Consider the following 17,171-nt stretch of genomic DNA (forward strand, 5'->3'; position numbering starts at 1 on the left):
TCTAAAACACCTCTCAGTAAAGTTTTTTAAAATACCCTTTCGCCTTCACCAATCTTAGATGCTATTCTGTTTGCAGTTGTAACAAGAATAAGGCTTACAACAGAGTTGAAAATACCAGCTGCTGTTGCATATGACCATCTTCCACTGCCAATACCATACCTCAAAATGTATGTCTCAAGGATATCTGAATAGTCCAAGGTTGATGGTCTTTGCAAAAGGTACATCTGTTCAAACCCAGCGTTCAAAATCCATCCAACGTTCATGATAAGAAGAATCTTGACTGTGGGTAGAATACCTGGCAAGGTTATATACCATATTCTCTTTAGCCTGCCTGCACCGTCTATGCTTGCAGCTTCATAAAGCTGCGGGTCAATGTTAGTCATTGCAGCCAAGTATATAATTGCATTCCAACCCATCTCTTTCCAGACCTCAGTAATTGGTGCTATTAACCAGAAATATTTAGGTTCGCCCAAAAAGTTAATTGGTTCTTTTAGAATATGGAATTTGACAAGAAGTTCGTTTATTATCCCATAGTCAGGTGAAAGCACTGTGTATACAATATTTGCTGCTACAACCCATGAAACAAAGTGTGGAAGGTAGGAGATTGTCTGCACTGTCCTTTTAAACAGCATGTTTTTAATCTCATTCAAAAGTATTGCAAATGTAATGGATGACAAAAAATTGAATATTAGTTTCAAAAAACTTATGACCAAGGTATTTCTAAGCGCCTGGAAAAAATAAACGTCTGAAAACAGGTCCACAAAGTTTTTAAATCCAACCCACTCTGAATTTTGAAAACCAAGATACGGTTTGTAGTCTTTGAATGCCAAAAGCCAGCCCCACAGTGGAAAGTAGTTAAAAATTAGCACCATAATTAAAAAAGGAAATGTAAGAACAATTAGCTGGCGCTGGTTGTAGATTGTTGAAAAGATTCCTTTCTTAGATGACTGCATTTTTCTTTTCCTCCTTAAAAGCTTGTAGCGTCAATTAAACTAAATACTCACGGAACACCTGTAGAATTAGGTGTTCCGTGAGCTTTAAAATTTCAAGATTAAATTTACTGTTATAAACAACTAATTAGTTCCACTCTTTGAGTCTTCTCTGGATCTCTTTTTGTCTAAAGTCAATTACCTTCTTGATAGGAATGTTCTTCATCTTGCTAAGGTATTCATTCCAAATCTTATCGTAATCACCCGGTTTTGCCATTATAGCTTTTGTGATGTACCTTCTCTGCAAGTCATCAGCCTGGTTCTGGATTGCCTGCAGGTCGTCTGGGAGCTTGATATCCCAGCCATATCCGTACGGTGAGTTCCATGTTGGTGAGAACAAGTCTTTGAACGACTTAATCTTATAAGCTTTCAAAACTTCCTTTTCATATGGTTTGTACCTCTGCTCTAATGCCTGGTCTGAATAGTCCCAAGAAATCTTTCCGCTCTTGTCTGAATATGTCCAGTCAAACGGTGGTCTTGGGAATGCAAACCAGATATTTCCGCCAATGCCCTGTTTCTTTCTGTAATCTGGGTTCATGTAGTTTTGAATCTGTTTTGCATCCTTGTACATTTTACCATTCTTTACATAGTAATCCTGGCCTTGGATACCCCAGTTGATGAGTTTCAAGATATCCTCGCCAGCCATTCTGTCCAAGAACTTGAAGGCTGCAACCGGGTCCTTGCACTTTTTTGTAATTGATATTCCGGCACCTGTTCCCATTGTAACCACGTTGTATCTATCTCTCTTTACGCCTTTCTTGAGCACTGGCATTGCAATTGGAATTCTGTCATAAAGTCCTTGTTTTTCAAGAGAGTCTATTGCAGACTGTATCTGCCATCTTTCATCATAAAAACCAACAACCCTACCTGACGAAATCTTTGCTAAGTACTGATCATAGTTTTGTGAGAACATCTCTTTGTCAAGAAGACCTTCGTTCCACATCTGGTTGAGTATTTTGTAATATGTCTTTGCATATGGCATTGTATAGCTGTCTTTTACAACTCCAGTCTTTTCGTCGATCAGCCAGCCACCATCGTTCGGATAGCCTTCAAGCCTCAGCGGCTGTTGCATCAGTACATAAATTCTCCAGCTATCAGTCAGCGCTGTAAAACCTATCGTTGGCTTTCCATTGTATGTTGGATGTTTCTTGACAGTATCTTTTACAATCTTAAAATATGTGTCAATATCTCTTACAACTGGCCATTTGTTTTCTTTCAGAACGTATATAGGCAGCCAAAAACCAGCAAACGAATAGAGCGGGTCAGACTCTTCTCTGAAAGGTGTGAGATAGTAAATGTGCCCATCCTTTGGATATTTGAGTTTTTTAAGCGCTTTTGTATCATACCACTTTTTGATGTTCTTGCCGTACTTAGCAATGTAATTATCCAGTGGAACTAAAGCTCCTGCTTCAATAAACTTGTTTACAACATTGTGTGCATTGATTAAGTCTGGCAAGTCGCCACTTGCAAGCATGATACCTGCCTTTGTTTCCTCGTCACTGCCAACAATAAATTCAAATTGAAGCCTTACACCTGTTATTTGTTCAACCTTTTTACCAATTGGTGTCTTCCACACATCAACCGGCTCTGCATTAGAATCACCCCAATAAATCTTAAAAACTATTGGGTTTTTAGATGCTGCTACTGCCTTTGTTGGAGTACTTAAAAACCCTGGAACAATGATGGTTATCAAAAAGGCAATAGCAACCAATAAAGCAACTCTTCTTTTAAACATAATCAATCCTCCTTTCTAGAATGTAATTTTTGCATAGAAAAACTGCAAAACAACTACATATTCATTATAAATTTTGTGGTGCATATTTAACAACCCGAGAGATTTAATATTTTATACTGTAGATTTTAGATTTTACTTTACCAGTAAATAAACCAATTTCAAGTTTGGAAAACATCACAAAATCAAAAAGGCCAGCAGCCTTGTTCTGCTGCCGGCCTTTTTTTGTATGTTTTTATCATCAATATTTTTTATTCCTGGCTCTCTCTTTTGAGAAGTTCAATTATATCCTGAACATAAGCAAATGCAAGGTTTACAACAGTATCAGCACCGCCATAATATATTGCAAGCCTTCCTGTGCTAGCGTCGCAAAGTGTTGCGCATGGAAACACTACGTTTGGAACATCGCCAACACATTCATAATACTCTTGTGGTGAAAGAAGATAAGATTTTGATCTTGCTTTCACAATCCATGGTTTTTCCAAATCTAAAAGCGCTGCACCAAAGCTGTATACATAACCATTGCATGAAAGAAGTACACCGTGATAAATTAGCAGCCATCCTTCGCTTGTTTCAATTGGTGTAGGCCCTGCCCCTATTTTGAGCGACTGCCATGGAGTATAGCCTGCTGACATTACATGTCTGTGGCAACCCCAGTGAATCATATCAGGGCTTTCGCTGTAGAATATATCACCAAATGGTGTGTGCCCCGTATCTGATGGGCGGGATAACATAGCGTATTTGCCGTTTATTTTCCTCGGGAAAAGTACACCGTTTCTGTTGTAAGGCAAAAACGCATTTTCAATCTGATAAAATTTTTCAAAGTCGAATGTATAGCCAACACCAATTGTCGGACCATGATAGCCATTGCACCATGTGATATAGTATCTATCTTCTATGAAAGTTACTCTTGGGTCGTATTTATACTCACTTACAAGCGGGTCTCTTGTCTGCTGGATAAAGTTGATTGGTTCATCGTCAATCTCCCAGTTGTAACCATCCTTGCTAAACCCACGTCTGATGTTCATTCTTCTTGCCCTATCATCTACTCTAAAAACTCCTGCAAAACCATCTTTGAATGGAACAACTGCGCTGTTGAAGATGCTGTTTGCATCTTTTGCCTGATTTCTCTTGATAATTGGGTTGTGTTTAGACCTCCATACAATGTCTTTGCAGTCTTTTGGCCTCTCTTCCCATGGCATGTTTGGAAGTGATTGCCCTATTATTTTGATATCCATTAGCTCTTTCCTCCTCCATATTTTTTGATTTATGTGAATTTAAAATGTTATCCGACCATGTTAACAAAGTGTTATTTCAAAGCCTTAACTGACTCTCTTACGATAATTTTGCCTTTTATGAGCATCTTACCATAATTGCTTTTCCCCTTGCTTTATCTTTTCAACCATCATCTTGGCTGTTCTTCTGCCCATCTCTTCCAAATTCACACGGACTGTAGTAATTTTGGGCTGTGAAAGCACTGCGTGAAGGCTATCATCAAACCCCACCACCGAAACATCATCCGGCACCTTGTAGCCACTTAATTTTAGCTTCTCTATTGTAAGATAAGCAGTCTTGTCACAGTTACAGACAAATGCCGTCGGAAGGTTTTTGGGCAATACAATATCTATGAAATTGTTGTTGTCATCCCTGTCTTTTATTATCCAGTCTTTGTTGAGATCTATCTTGTTCTCCAAAAGCGCCTTGTAAAAACCCAGGAACCTGTCCTGGATACTGCTTGTTGCGTAGATGTTCCCTACAAACCCAATTTTGGTGTGACCATGCTCTATTAACATGTTGGTTATCTCGTATGTTGCAAAAAAGTTGTCTGTGATGACACAGTCAACGTTAAACCTGTCACAGTAAAAGTCTAAAAACACTGTCGGGTAATTGTAACTTAAAACCTTTTGAATGTAATCAAGACTCATCTGACCCAAAATAACAACACCGTCTACTTTTTGTTCCAAAAGCGCGTTTGGTACAGAAAGCTCATTTTCGTCTGACTGGCTTATAATGTTGAAGGTTGTTGTAAAGCCAAGCTTCTCTAAACTGTTTGAAAGATGCTTGTAAAGGTCTATGTAGAAATAGTCGTCTTTGCCATAATACTTTTCTGATGATATCACACCGATGGAATATGTTAAGTTTTCTCTTAGCATCCTGCCCTTTGCATTGTAGATATAACCCATCTCCTGGGCAGTCTTTATGATTTTTTCTTTCAGGGATGAACTGATATCAGGACTGTCTTTGAGCGCTTTTGAAACAGTTACTTTGGAAACACCAAGCTTTTCGGCAATGTCTTTCATAGTAATTCTCTTGTCCATGGTCTTTTTATTCCCCTTCAAAATAGGCTTTACAAGCCTTTTCTTTTTTACTTTCTATTATACTTTATTTCTTTGTAACTTTACAGGGTCAAGCTTAAAATTTTCAACCAACTCTCTTTATTATCTCCAAACACATTCTACCGTTGTGATATGGACACTTCCACGGTTCAACAATTGGCATATCCAAAGCTTTTAAATCCTCACTTACTTTCCATAGCCACTCAGAATTTTTTCTTTTGTCAACAAGATGCTCTTCTATGAACTTCCATGTCTTGATGGCTGCATCTAAAAATTTTTCCTCTTTTGACTTTTGATATGCATTGAAAAATCCAACAACAGTCTCTGCCTCAACCCACCAGATTTTGCTCCTGTCAACCCTGTCCTCTACCATCTCGTTTATAAGGCTTTGCCCATCAAAGGCTTCTTTTAAAGTTACTTGCGCAACCTCTAATGTGAGCTTTTCAACCTCCTCTTTTAACTTTTCATCCTTCAGATACCTGGCAGCTTCGTCCAAAAGCCAACTTGCTTCAATGTCATGTCCATATGATACTGCTTTTATAAGTTCGTTCCAGTTATCATCGCAGAATACCTTGAAGTGACCTGTACCTTTTTTGTAAATCTTGTCAACAAAGAGTCTTACAATCCACTCAAGCGCTTCATACACATCTTTAGTTCTCAAAACCTTGTAAAGGTTTGTGTAGCTCTCCAGTACATGAAGATGCGTGTTCATTGTTTTTGAGGCAATTACTCCATTTTCGCTCAAAAACCTGTTTTCTTTTTCTTGCCAGTTTCTCTCAAACTGTTCTGTATATCCATTTTCCCTTTTGCATTTTGTCTCTAAAATCTCGAAAAGCTTCTTTGCCATTTGAAGAGCTTCTTTGTCACCAGATGCTTCATAGTACTCCGAAAGTCCGTATATGCCAAAAGCCTGAACATAAACATGTTTTGTCATATCAACGGGCACACCTTTATGGGATACATTCCAGAAAAGTCCTTCATACTCTTTGTCCCAAAACTTGTTTTTTAAAAATTCAAACGCATGAAAAGCCAGCTCTTTGCATTTTTCATTTTTCAGTACATTGTAACATGCTGAGAAAAACCACAATATCCTCGAATTCAAAATACAACCTTTTTGAGCTTTTCTGTGAATGTTAAGATTAAAGTCCATATATCCATAGTAGCCACCAAATTCGTCGTCCTTTAAACTTTGCCAAAATGGTACAATCTTTTCTTCAAGATGTGCTTTTAAATCTTCCTTAAACTTTGTAATATCCATTTTTTACCAGCTCACTTAAAAGTTTAGTAAATAGGTTACTTAATCGTTCACTTTATATTTCTATATTAATTGTTTTTTTATATTCTGTCAATTGTTTTTTTTAAAAAAGGGCTCATCCAAAGCTGTAGCTGGATAAGCCCTTGAAAACTTTTATTTATTATTTATATTTCGAAAGTCCTACTTGAAAAGAAAGGTCAAAACTGCTTTGAGAAGTTCCTGGAAGTTATTATCTAAAAGCCCATCTTCTCTGTGAGCAGGTGTAAGTGTAACCACTTTACCCTTGCCAAAATTGTGCCACCATCCTGCAATTGAACTGCCATCCTCTGATTCAGAGTAAAGATAGATGTTAGTATTTTCTTTGTTGCAAAAAACAAAATAGTGTTCATCCACAATTGTGAAGTCAAACCCTTTGCTGCCAAGAACAACTTTTTGGAAAGAGTGATATCTTACAGGTTTGTGCTTCTCTGGATGAAACTTAAAATACCCTCTCACAAGTTGGCAAAACTCCCCTTCTTCAGGGTATGAGGCAAGCCCTGAGTGCCATACAAAAAGCCTTCCACCGCCTTCAACATACTCTTTTATTCTATTTTCCACCTTCTCTGTCATCCAGCACTTTACAATTTCGTCTTGTGGATTTACCCTGTTTTCTGCAGAGATTACAATTGCATCTGGATTTTGAGAAAGAAACTCCTCAAAGTTTTCAATTGATGCATCTATTATCTCGCAGTTATCTAAAGCAGTACTTGTGGCTTGCTGTAAGGCTTTGAGCAGGTTGTCATGACTGTGGTAAAAATCTCCAAGTAAGGCTAAGATTTTTTTCATAATTATTTCTCCCCACTTCCCTCAATAAATATTTTAAAAGTTTTCTAAAAGTTCCAAGATAAATTTGAGCTTATTGGTACTTTCCATGTAAGCATATCTTCCACCTGTGTAATCCCCTTTTTGAACAACTTCAATTCCTTCTTTTTTAAGATTTTCAATCTTCTCATCCATGTTCTTCACAAATACACCAATATGGTGAATACCCTCACCGTGAGTATCCAAAAACTCTCTCCATGTAGAAGGATTCTCATCTGGCTCAATCAGCTCAATCTCTATGTTTTTGAAGTTTCTGAAAAATGCAAGTTTTGCTCTGGCATTTGTAGGCTTTCCTCTATACTCTGTGTGAGTTTTCTCATACTCTTCGGTTTCGATAATCTGTGGAACCTCAACTCCAAAAAACTGTGCAAAGTCTTTTGCTGTCTTTTCAATGTCTTTAACAATTATTCCTATCTGGACAACAACATCTGTTCCCAAAATCTCGTTCGCCACCTTTTATGCCTCCTTTGAAATTGTTTACATGACAATATTGTATCTCACTTTGTTAAGTTATGGGTATACAAATTTCTGCTTTGTTTTTGCACATTTTCGATAAAACAGCTCTCAATATTTTGTAAGTTTAATCTGATCCCAGTTCATTGAAATAACTACATAAAAGAGGTAAAATAATCTTGTAGGTAGGGCATGTAAGTTTAAATAAAACATAGTAAGGTCAAAATTTTAATAAAAAGATTTAAAAAGAGGGTAGGAATGAGAAATGGAGATAGCCAACGTTGCAAGAAGGATTATCCAAAACATATCAAAGGTGATTGTGGGAAAAGAAGCTCAAATTGAGCTTGTAATAACATCTCTCTTTGCCGGTGGGCATGTTCTTTTAGAGGACGTCCCGGGCACAGGAAAAACAATGCTATCAAAGGCTCTTGCAAAATCTATAAATTGCAGTTTCAAAAGAATTCAGTTCACGCCAGACCTTCTGCCATCAGATCTGACAGGTATATACTACTTCAACATGAAAACACAAGAGTTTGAGTTCAGACCAGGTCCAATTTTCACAAATATACTGCTGGCTGATGAAATAAATAGGGCAACGCCAAGAACACAGTCAAGTCTTCTTGAATGCATGGAAGAAAGACAGGTGACAATTGACGGTATCACACATAAGTTAGAAGACCCATTTTTTGTTATTGCTACTCAAAACCCTATTGAAATTCAGGGAACATATCCTCTCCCTGAGGCGCAGCTTGACAGGTTTTTGATAAAGCTCAGTTTAGGATATACAAACAAAGAAGAGACTATAAAGATGCTCACAAGGTTCAGAGAAAAAAATCCTCTTGATGAGATCGAACCTGTGGTAGCAAAGGATGAGGTAATAAAGATTCAGGAAAAGATAAAAGAGGTGTATGTAAACGAAGATATTCTATCTTATATATACGAAATTTGTCAAAGCACAAGAGAACACGAAATGGTTCAGCTTCCTGCAAGCAACAGAAGCTTCATTGCTCTTATGCGTGCATCTCAAAGCCTTGCCGCTGTCCGAGGCTACGATTTTGTTCTTCCTGATTTTGTCAAGTACTTAGCTCCTTTTGTCCTCAGCCACAGGATTCTTCTCAAAAATCAATATATAATCAAAAACACAAAGTCGTCAGATGTGATAAACGAGATACTTGAAAAGGTACCAGTGCCAAGTGAGAATTTCGCTTTTTGAAAACATTTAGTTGTTATATTTATTTGCACAATGAATAAGCATACTATCCTTGCAACATCACATCAAAAGCTAAATAATACTCTATTCGCCTCTTGCTTCAAATTTTCTCACTTCAGGCTAATAATATCAACCAAAGAAAGATTTATCAAAAACCTCAACAGGAGTTGTTATTACATAATCCTCTTCCCTCACAACACCATCCCTGCTGCCTACCTGCCCAAAATAGTTAAATCCCCAGCCCCAGATACTCCCATCTTCCTTAACTGCTACTGTGTGCCAGCCTCCTCCTGATATCGATACAACTCCTTCTATCCCCTTCACTCTAACAGGAAAAACCTTGCTCACTACAGTCCCATCTCCAAGCTGTCCTCTCCTGTTCATACCCCATGCCCACACACTGCCATCTCCTTTCACCACCAGTGCATGCTTATACCCAGCCGCTATCATCCTCACATCTTCCAATAACTCTCTCTCAATAAGCACAGGGAAGGGAGTTAAAATAAAATTGTGTCCACTGTATAATTAGTATTGAAATAATCACCAAAGGGGGTTCACGATTATGGAGAAAAATGAAATTTTTGAGACCGCTAAAAATATGGCTATCGAACAAGTGCTAAATATGTATTGCTCCAAGGATGATCCTACTCGCCCAGCTCTAAAACAGCTAAAAGTAAAACTTGCTCGATTGCTTTATGTTATCAGAAAGAACTGTTTACCTTGCTAAAAACGAAAACGACAAAGGCAATGGCTTCTATGAGAGAAAACTTGCAACACCTGCTATGTAGTTTGAAATCTCTGTCCCTCGCACACGCCCTTAGAATTTCCGACCTTCTATCCTCTTCTTTCCGCTACAAAAGAGTTGATAGTTTATCTACTTCCCTGCTTATGTCGCAAGTACATCAATGGTCATTCTTGAGCGTTCCCTTGTCCAGACTTTGAAAGCTTTGAATCTTCCATATTCCGAAAATGAAATACTAAAAATCAAAGAAGACCTTAAAAATGAGCTTCAGTTATTCAAACAAAGAGAACTACCAACAAGTGCTTTTGCTCTCATCATCGATGGTTATCATTGTGAAGTTAAGGATAATTCTAAGGTTAAACAAGCTACTTGTTATGTTGTCCTCGGTATCGACTCAAGAAAGGTAAAAAAGACATTTTCGGTGTCTACACTTTCTTCGGCAAAGAAAATAAGGCTGATTGGATGAAAGTTTTTGAAGACTTAATTACAAGAGGGCTAAAAGAGATTCTAATTGTCATAAGTGATGACTTTCCTGGTATTATAGATGTTGCCAAACTTGTTTATCCTCTTGCTGACCTTGAGCTTGCTTTTGTCCACCTCCAATGAAATAGCAGAAAACATATGACAAAAGAGGATGCTTCAGCTTTTAACAAGAGTTTAGACAGACTTAGAATTTCTTCCTCCGATTTTGACGAAGCTGTACTGAAATTTAAAGAACTTTGTAATGGATACCTTTCAAAATATCCTCGATTTATTAAAGCAATATCAGAAAAAGCAGAGTTTTATCTTGCCCATATGAAATACCCTGAGGAATTAAGGAAGCATATCTACACCACAAACGCCGTTGAAAGTGTAAATAGCATGATTGAAAAGATTAGAGTAAATTCAGGTGGATACTTTCAGTCTGTTGAAGTCTTAGAAATTAATATTTACTTACAGCGGGAGAACTTACGCCGTACAAAATGGAAAAATGGAGTTCCCAGCATTAGAAAATGCATTAACAACATAACCCAACTCTATAATTTGCATTAAAAATTGGAAACACAAAATTCTTGACAAGTCTCTTGCCCTTGATAAGCCAAATTCACATCCATCCACTGTTGTTAAATCTAACTCATCTTCAATCCTGTACACAGACCTAATCTTTTCAAAAACTCTTCCCACAGATGTTTTCAAGTAGTCCTTTATTGTTTCCACTACCTCAACAACTTTGAGAGCTGCTTCACGAGATAGTATCTTGAATTTTTCAAGCTTATTTACCTTAACAGCTAAACTGTCCATTTTTTCAATAAGCGCAGGGTCAATACCTCTTGCCATAGCTTTTACTGCACTATCACCATAATTGTTGATCACCCTCGCAGCATCTGGACCATACCTCTTTATAGCCTCAATCGCATCAGGACCGTATCTTGCTGCAACTTCAGCAACTTCATCTCCAAATTGTTCAGCTATCTGGGCTATCTCATCCAGTTGATTTTTTACCGTCTTGAATAACGTCATAATACCCGATACTAAATATTCAATTACCTTAAATACTCCAAATGTAGCAATATTTAGTATCAACTCGCCAAACAGTTGGCTTGCATATTCATAATCTCTTGTCTCCCAGTACAAAATTATTGTTTCTAACGTCATAATGAGATTGATTGTGCTGATTACAAACAATGAATAGAATATAATTGCTAAAAGCGGATTGGTTGCAGCAATTAAAGCACAAGATATTTGCAGTACATCAAATATAGCCCAAGCAAGTGTAGTTAAACTAACCAGCGCAACCATAACATCAATAGCTGCAGAACCACCTGCAAGCCCTCCGCTTATCATGTATCCTGCTGCGCCAGTTTCCGGATCTAAAACTATATAACCTGCTCCCTGCCAGTTGTAGTACCTTATCTCTTTTTGCGGTATTATTACTATCTTCCCGCTGTTAACAGCATTGGTGATATCTGTTTTAACATGCTCGGAAACATCCAGTTCATTTATTCTGTCAATGTTATCCTTGCCTATAGTATATATAGGTATCCATCTATTGCTTGCTTCTGCATGTTTTTAGATTTAATAAATATGCGTAGGTAATACTCAAATCAAATATGATTTCAAATGACTAAGATACTGCTTTCAACTGACCTTGGAAAAAAACACTTTGATATTGACCTTTACAGAAAAAGCCTGATATCTTATAAACAAAAAGCTGTCTACCATTGTGGCAGATAGCTTTTGCAGGTTCTTGAACCTTTTGTCTACATCCCCTGCTCCTTCTTTTTTAAAAAAGCTACTAGTTTCTTATCCTCTACAATTACATGGTTCTCTAACCACTCTTCAATAATCCCTCTTATCTTCATAACAGCAGCTACTAACTCTCCTTCCTTTCCTGCTTCCTCTCGATACTTTTTATATTTTTCAAGAAAGCTGTCGTGTTCTCTCTTGTGTGAAAAATAGGGCGGATACAAATACTCCTTCATGCGATATTCTTGACGTGAAAAACTAATAGCTAATTCATTCCCCAAAAAGCGTAGCTCTTCTAAAACATCTTTTTGACTTTCAGGCTGTTCATAGGCATGTAAAATTTTATTCATTCTCTCAACAATTTTTTTGATATCCTCGTCTAAATCTTTATTGCCTAAAGTATACTGTTCTTTCCATTCTATCTGCGACACTTCCAATCACCCTCTCTCTAATATTTCTTTTTCGGTATTATTTCTCTCAGCAACTTTTTTAAAAATATTATACTGCAAAAAAATATAAACCCAATTTTGCTCAACTCTCTTTTACCAACACAAACCTGCAAAACTGTAGCTATTTCGCATTATCAACCAAAGAAAGATTTATCAAAAACCTCAACAGGAGTTGTTATTACATAATCCTCTTCCCTCACAACACCATCCCTGCTGCCTACCTGCCCAAAATAGTTAAATCCCCAGCCCCAGATACTCCCATCTTCCTTAACTGCTACTGTGTGCCAGCCTCCTCCTGATATCGATACAACTCCTTCTATCCCCCTCACTCTAACAGGAAAAACCTTGCTCACTACAGTCCCATCTCCAAGCTGTCCTCTCCTGTTCATACCCCATGCCCACACACTGCCATCTCCTTTCACCACCAGTGCATGCTTATACCCAGCCGCTATCATCCTCACATCTTCCAATAACTCTCTCTCAATAAGCACAGGGAAAATACGTTTATTCTCTCTCCACAAATCATACTCAAAAACTCCCCATGTCAACACTCTGCCATCTTGCCTCAACGCCACCGCATGATTCTCACCCAATGCTATCGCCACTATGTCTTCTAACTTATCTATTATAATAAACTTTCTTTTGTCCCATAAATCTATATCACCACATAGATATTTGTACCGTTTTTCCCCCCATGCTACTATCCTGCCGTCCTTCCTCAATGCAAAAACTAAATATCTGTTCGTCGCTATCGATACTATCTCACCCAAACCCTCTACCTTCAGCGGAACCTCACAATGGGTTACTATCTCGTTTAAACCCAATACTCCATCACTATTAAACCCCCAAACCCAAATTGTCCCATCTCTTTTCAATGCCAAAGAATGCCCCTCTGCCGCAGCTACCATCACTACATCTTTCAAGCCTTTTACTTGCACAGGAACTAACTTGCTCTCCCTCGTCCCATCTCCAAGCTGCCCGCCTTCATTCCTGCCCCAAGCCCATACTGTCCCGTCTCTCCTCAGCGCAAGATTATGGTCTTTCCCCGCTGATACCATCACTATATCCTCTAATCCTTTTACTCGCACAGGAGTGGCAAAAATGCCACCCTTCTCACCTATCCCTAACTCCCCATTCCAGTTCGAACCCCATGCCCATACACTACCATCACTTAATACCGCAAGCGTATAATTATCTCCACATGAAACCTGCACTGCCTTCCTCATCCCCACAATCACCTTCCTATTTAATCCTGTGTTTTTATCTGCCTCATCTTCTTTTATTATTCCTGCTAACGCTCAGTAAACCAATTTATGCTCAGAACCATCTTCATTGTAGTATGAACTCTTTCTTCTTCCCACCCAATTAATCCACATTGGATTTCCATTTTCGTAATATCTTGCTGTATAAAACTTATATTTGTACTTTTCCCTTTCTTCTTCACTCAAAGGTGGCAATCTATAAAATGTTTCTTTTACCCTGCCATCTTCATAATACCACGTCAGGTAAGGCTTTTCTTGCACAGGCCACTTACCTTCAATGCAATATTCCACTGCCTTTTCCTGACCGTGTTTGTACCACCACACTGCCGCAGGCCCATCTTCTCTGTGCAGTTTACCCCCCTTGAAATACTCCTCAAATTCCTTCACTCCATTGTCATAATACCACACATTCGCTGGTCCTCCTTCCCTGTGCCTCTTGCCTTCTTTAAAATACGTCTCTCCTCTTATCCTACCATCTCTGAAATAACATATATACCCAGGTCCTCCTTCCCTGTGATGCTTGCCTTCAATGTAATACTCCTCTATCTTCTTCGCTCCATCCTCGTAATACACTACTCTCGCAGGTCCATCTTCCCTGTGAAGCTTACCTTCCCTGTAATAGCACTCCTCCTTAACTTTCCCACTCTCGTAATACTCAATCTTCGCTGGCCCTCCTTCCCTGTGAACCTTCCCATCAACATAATACACCTTCGCAACAACATCTCCTCTGTATGAATATCTTATATACGCAGGTCCGTCTTCCCTGTGAACCTTCCCTCCTCGATAATATATCTCTATCTCCTTCTTCCCATTGTCGTAATATTTCACATACGCAGGTCCATCCCCCCTGTGCTCTTTGCCCTTGCTGTAATATATCTCATACTTCAATCTGCCATCTGCATAATACCCCCTCTCAACTCCATCCTTCTCCTTCTCCGCTTCTGCCTCTTCACCCCCTTTCTTCTCTTCATCCTCTCCCATCCTGTCCAAATATCTGCTGTAGCCGTCCTTAACTTCCCAAACCTCTATTACCTCATCCAAATCAAGCACATCTATCGTCTTTACAAAATCCCTGTTATCTGGTCCTGCATTCTCACTTATGTCTAAAAAACCATATCCCTCATTTCCTTTCACAGATTCTATTTGTATCTCATTCACAGAAGATGTAACTAACCAAAAACAGTATTTTTGAACCCAGTATCCCTTGTATCTTATTTGCCACTTCCTTTCATACACAGCTGTCACATCATCCACTAACACTACCTTCTCATAAATCCCTCTCTCCCCTTCCACCGGTCTAAATCCTCTCAACTTAACGTCTTCTTCATCTGTCGATATTAATCTGTATCCTTTCAAAATGTAAGTCCCCGGGATATAGCAATTTTCATAACAATATTCTTTGCCTCTGTAAACACAGACTTTCTCACATCCATACAACATCCTAAATAGCATCAGTATCGCCTCCTTACTCCTCAAAATGTATAAATCTTTTTTCTGCTTCAGAATATCTTGCTATCACTTTCATATTCTTATTTCCTCTCATTTCTATCAAAAATGCACCATCTTTTAAACTTAGGGGATTTTCAAACTGAACAAAATACTCCGGTATTGCCTTGTCTTTCATTTGATTCATTACCCCATCGGTTATATACTCATCGTCTCCAGCACCTGTTGCTGTAAATCCAGTCCCTGTGAATGGTTTGGAAAGATACCTTTTCGCTAACTCTTCATCCTCCTCAAATAAAATAAAATGTTCTTTGCGAATACCCAAATTAGCAAGCTCCTCATCCGAAATGTCTTCAAACATATTTTTGCTAACTGGAATTTTTATCTTGTCTACGTCCTTCGTTTTAAATATCACAATATAGCATGATACTTTATTTTCGGACACATCATTTCGTTTCGGAAATGGTGAATTTTTATAATCTAACCTTAAACTTGCTACAATTTCCTCATAAGTTCGAGCGTATTTAAGATCAACTGCACGCGCTATAAATCCTTTTACATATGGACTCTCCCCACGTAAATAGTATTTTTCTACATCTTCCTGAGGGTTTAGCACTTTTACTAATACTGTATTCTCATCTGGTTGTGGTATATCACCTCTTATTTTTAACAATGCTTTCCTTTCTTTAATAGAAAGTTCTTTTTTATTTTCAGGTAATTTTGGATTGTCATGAACAACTGATGATTTATACTCCACAAACTCATCTTTAGAAATTTTTATCTCATCTTCAAGATTTTTTAGAACATCATCCAATTCGTCGCTAAAACATTTTCTTGCTGTGTCAAGTGAAGCAATACCTTCTTCTATACATTTTTCGTATTGCTGCTGCGCCTCTGAAATAATTTTAGTCTCCTCAGGTGTGCAGTCATTATGCACAAGCAATCCAGAGCTTCCAACAAAGTAAGTATGATAATCTTCTATGTTGAGATTATAAATTTTTACAGGTGCGCTTAACTTCTCAACTTCTACTTCATATACTACTTTCATTATACCATCTTGTGTTACTATTTTGTCACCACTTTTTATATCCTCAGCTGCTTCCCACCAGCCCGAATCTGTAAAGAATAAGTGCGATTTCGTAGTTTTTACTTCATCATCTCCAACTTTGATATGAACAATCTCTTCCGCACTCTTGACATAAATCTGTTTAACTTTCTTATAAGCTGTCTTACCTGTATTGACATCCTTCGCAAAAACAAAATCACCTATCTTTATCTCATCTATCCTCTTTTTACCCTCTTTTGTAATAACAATTGTGTCCCCGGTAAAGCAACCTTCTTCTAAAAATTTTAGTGATTCTTCAGCCGAATCCTCACTCATTCCCTCTTCTATTAATTTCTTCTTCAGTTTTGCCCTTGATAAGCCAAATTCACATCCATCCACTGTTGTTAAATCTAACTCATCTTCAATCCTGTACACAGACCTAATCTTTTCAAAAACTCTTCCCACAGATGTTTTCAAGTAGTCCTTTATTGTTTCCACTACCTCAACAACTTTGAGAGCTGCTTCACGAGATAGTATCTTGAATTTTTCAAGCTTATTTACCTTAACAGCTAAACTGTCCATTTTTTCAATAAGCGCAGGGTCAATACCTCTTGCCATAGCTTTTACTGCACTATCACCATAATTGTTGATCACCCTCGCAGCATCTGGACCATACCTCTTTATAGCCTCAATCGCATCAGGACCGTATCTTGCTGCAACTTCAGCAACTTCATCTCCAAATTGTTCAGCTATCTGGGCTATCTCATCCAGTTGATTTTTTACCGTCTTGAATAACGTCATAATACCCGGTACTAAATATTCAATTACCTTAAATACTCCAAATGTAGCAATATTTAGTATCAACTCGCCAAACAGTTGGCTTGCATATTCATAATCTCTTGTCTCCCAGTACAAAATTATTGTTTCTAACGTCATAATGAGATTGATTGTGCTGATTACAAACAATGAATAGAATATAATTGCTAAAAGCGGATTGGTTGCAGCAATTAAAGCACAAGATATTTGCAGTACATCAAATATAGCCCAAGCAAGTGTAGTTAAACTAACCAGCGCAACCATAACATCAATAGCTGCAGAACCACCTGCAAGCCCTCCGCTTATCATGTATCCTGCTGCGCCAGTTTCCGGATCTAAAACTATATAA

14 protein-coding genes and 1 pseudogene are annotated in these 17,171 nt (G+C 38.1%); 2 read left to right on the forward strand and 13 right to left on the reverse strand.

Annotated elements, in window-relative coordinates; translation table 11 throughout:
* Positions 1-26 precede the first annotated feature (26 nt).
* The 7 genes from ATHE_RS12875 to ATHE_RS12905 form a co-directional block, all read right to left on the reverse strand.
* Complete coding sequence (locus ATHE_RS12875; protein ID WP_015908870.1) at positions 27-953, reverse strand: ABC transporter permease; 927 nt, start codon at positions 951-953, stop codon at positions 27-29.
* 124 nt (positions 954-1,077) lie between these two features.
* Complete coding sequence (locus ATHE_RS12880; RefSeq protein ID WP_015908871.1) at positions 1,078-2,724, reverse strand: ABC transporter substrate-binding protein; 1,647 nt, start codon at positions 2,722-2,724, stop codon at positions 1,078-1,080.
* A 248-nt stretch (positions 2,725-2,972) separates the two neighbouring features.
* On the reverse strand, positions 2,973-3,959 hold the full coding sequence (locus tag ATHE_RS12885) for a glycoside hydrolase family 130 protein (RefSeq protein ID WP_015908872.1): 987 nt from the start codon (positions 3,957-3,959) through the stop codon (positions 2,973-2,975).
* 126 nt (positions 3,960-4,085) lie between these two features.
* A complete protein-coding gene (locus ATHE_RS12890; RefSeq protein ID WP_015908873.1) occupies positions 4,086-5,039 on the reverse strand; it encodes a substrate-binding domain-containing protein in 954 nt (317 codons plus the stop codon).
* 103 nt (positions 5,040-5,142) lie between these two features.
* Entirely contained in the window at positions 5,143-6,315 is a 1,173-nt protein-coding gene (locus ATHE_RS12895) for an AGE family epimerase/isomerase (protein ID WP_015908874.1), read from the reverse strand.
* 177 nt (positions 6,316-6,492) lie between these two features.
* A complete protein-coding gene (locus ATHE_RS12900; RefSeq protein WP_015908875.1) occupies positions 6,493-7,137 on the reverse strand; it encodes a ThuA domain-containing protein in 645 nt (214 codons plus the stop codon).
* Positions 7,138-7,170: 33 nt separating this feature from the next.
* Positions 7,171-7,626 (reverse strand): VOC family protein, encoded by a 456-nt coding sequence (locus tag ATHE_RS12905; protein ID WP_015908876.1) that lies wholly within the window; start codon positions 7,624-7,626, stop codon positions 7,171-7,173.
* Positions 7,627-7,891: 265 nt separating this feature from the next.
* On the opposite strand from ATHE_RS12905, the gene ATHE_RS12910 reads away from it, so the two are divergent.
* Entirely contained in the window at positions 7,892-8,839 is a 948-nt protein-coding gene (locus ATHE_RS12910) for an AAA family ATPase (protein ID WP_015908877.1), read from the forward strand.
* Positions 8,840-8,965: 126 nt separating this feature from the next.
* On the opposite strand, the gene ATHE_RS12915 is transcribed toward ATHE_RS12910, so the two are convergent.
* Complete coding sequence (locus tag ATHE_RS12915; protein WP_232422020.1) at positions 8,966-9,292, reverse strand: RCC1 domain-containing protein; 327 nt, start codon at positions 9,290-9,292, stop codon at positions 8,966-8,968.
* 106 nt (positions 9,293-9,398) lie between these two features.
* Between ATHE_RS12915 and ATHE_RS12920 the strand changes: the two are divergent.
* Positions 9,399-10,610: pseudogene (locus tag ATHE_RS12920) on the forward strand (IS256 family transposase).
* Here ATHE_RS12920 and ATHE_RS14700 read toward each other — a convergent pair.
* The 5 genes from ATHE_RS14700 to ATHE_RS12940 form a co-directional block, all read right to left on the reverse strand.
* Positions 10,527-11,402, reverse strand: a complete 876-nt coding sequence (locus tag ATHE_RS14700) for a hypothetical protein (protein WP_079583428.1) — start codon at positions 11,400-11,402, stop codon at positions 10,527-10,529. The pseudogene ATHE_RS12920 and the gene ATHE_RS14700 overlap by 84 nt on opposite strands.
* Positions 11,403-11,818: 416 nt before the next feature.
* A complete protein-coding gene (locus ATHE_RS12925) occupies positions 11,819-12,235 on the reverse strand; it encodes a bacteriohemerythrin (protein ID WP_015908879.1) in 417 nt (138 codons plus the stop codon).
* Positions 12,236-12,387: 152 nt separating this feature from the next.
* The gene (locus ATHE_RS12930) at positions 12,388-13,479 is read right to left on the reverse strand and encodes an RCC1 domain-containing protein (protein ID WP_015908880.1); all 1,092 of its coding nucleotides are present in this window, start codon (positions 13,477-13,479) and stop codon (positions 12,388-12,390) included.
* A gap of 72 nt (positions 13,480-13,551) precedes the next feature.
* Positions 13,552-14,967, reverse strand: a complete 1,416-nt coding sequence (locus tag ATHE_RS12935) for a toxin-antitoxin system YwqK family antitoxin (protein WP_015908881.1) — start codon at positions 14,965-14,967, stop codon at positions 13,552-13,554.
* Between the two features lie 13 nt (positions 14,968-14,980).
* On the reverse strand, positions 14,981-17,131 hold the full coding sequence (locus tag ATHE_RS12940) for a polymorphic toxin-type HINT domain-containing protein (protein ID WP_015908882.1): 2,151 nt from the start codon (positions 17,129-17,131) through the stop codon (positions 14,981-14,983).
* Between the last annotated feature and the right edge of the window lie 40 nt (positions 17,132-17,171).

Origin of the sequence: Caldicellulosiruptor bescii DSM 6725, assembly GCF_000022325.1 — a bacterium.
GTDB classification, from domain to species: Bacteria; Bacillota; Thermoanaerobacteria; order Caldicellulosiruptorales; family Caldicellulosiruptoraceae; genus Caldicellulosiruptor; species Caldicellulosiruptor bescii.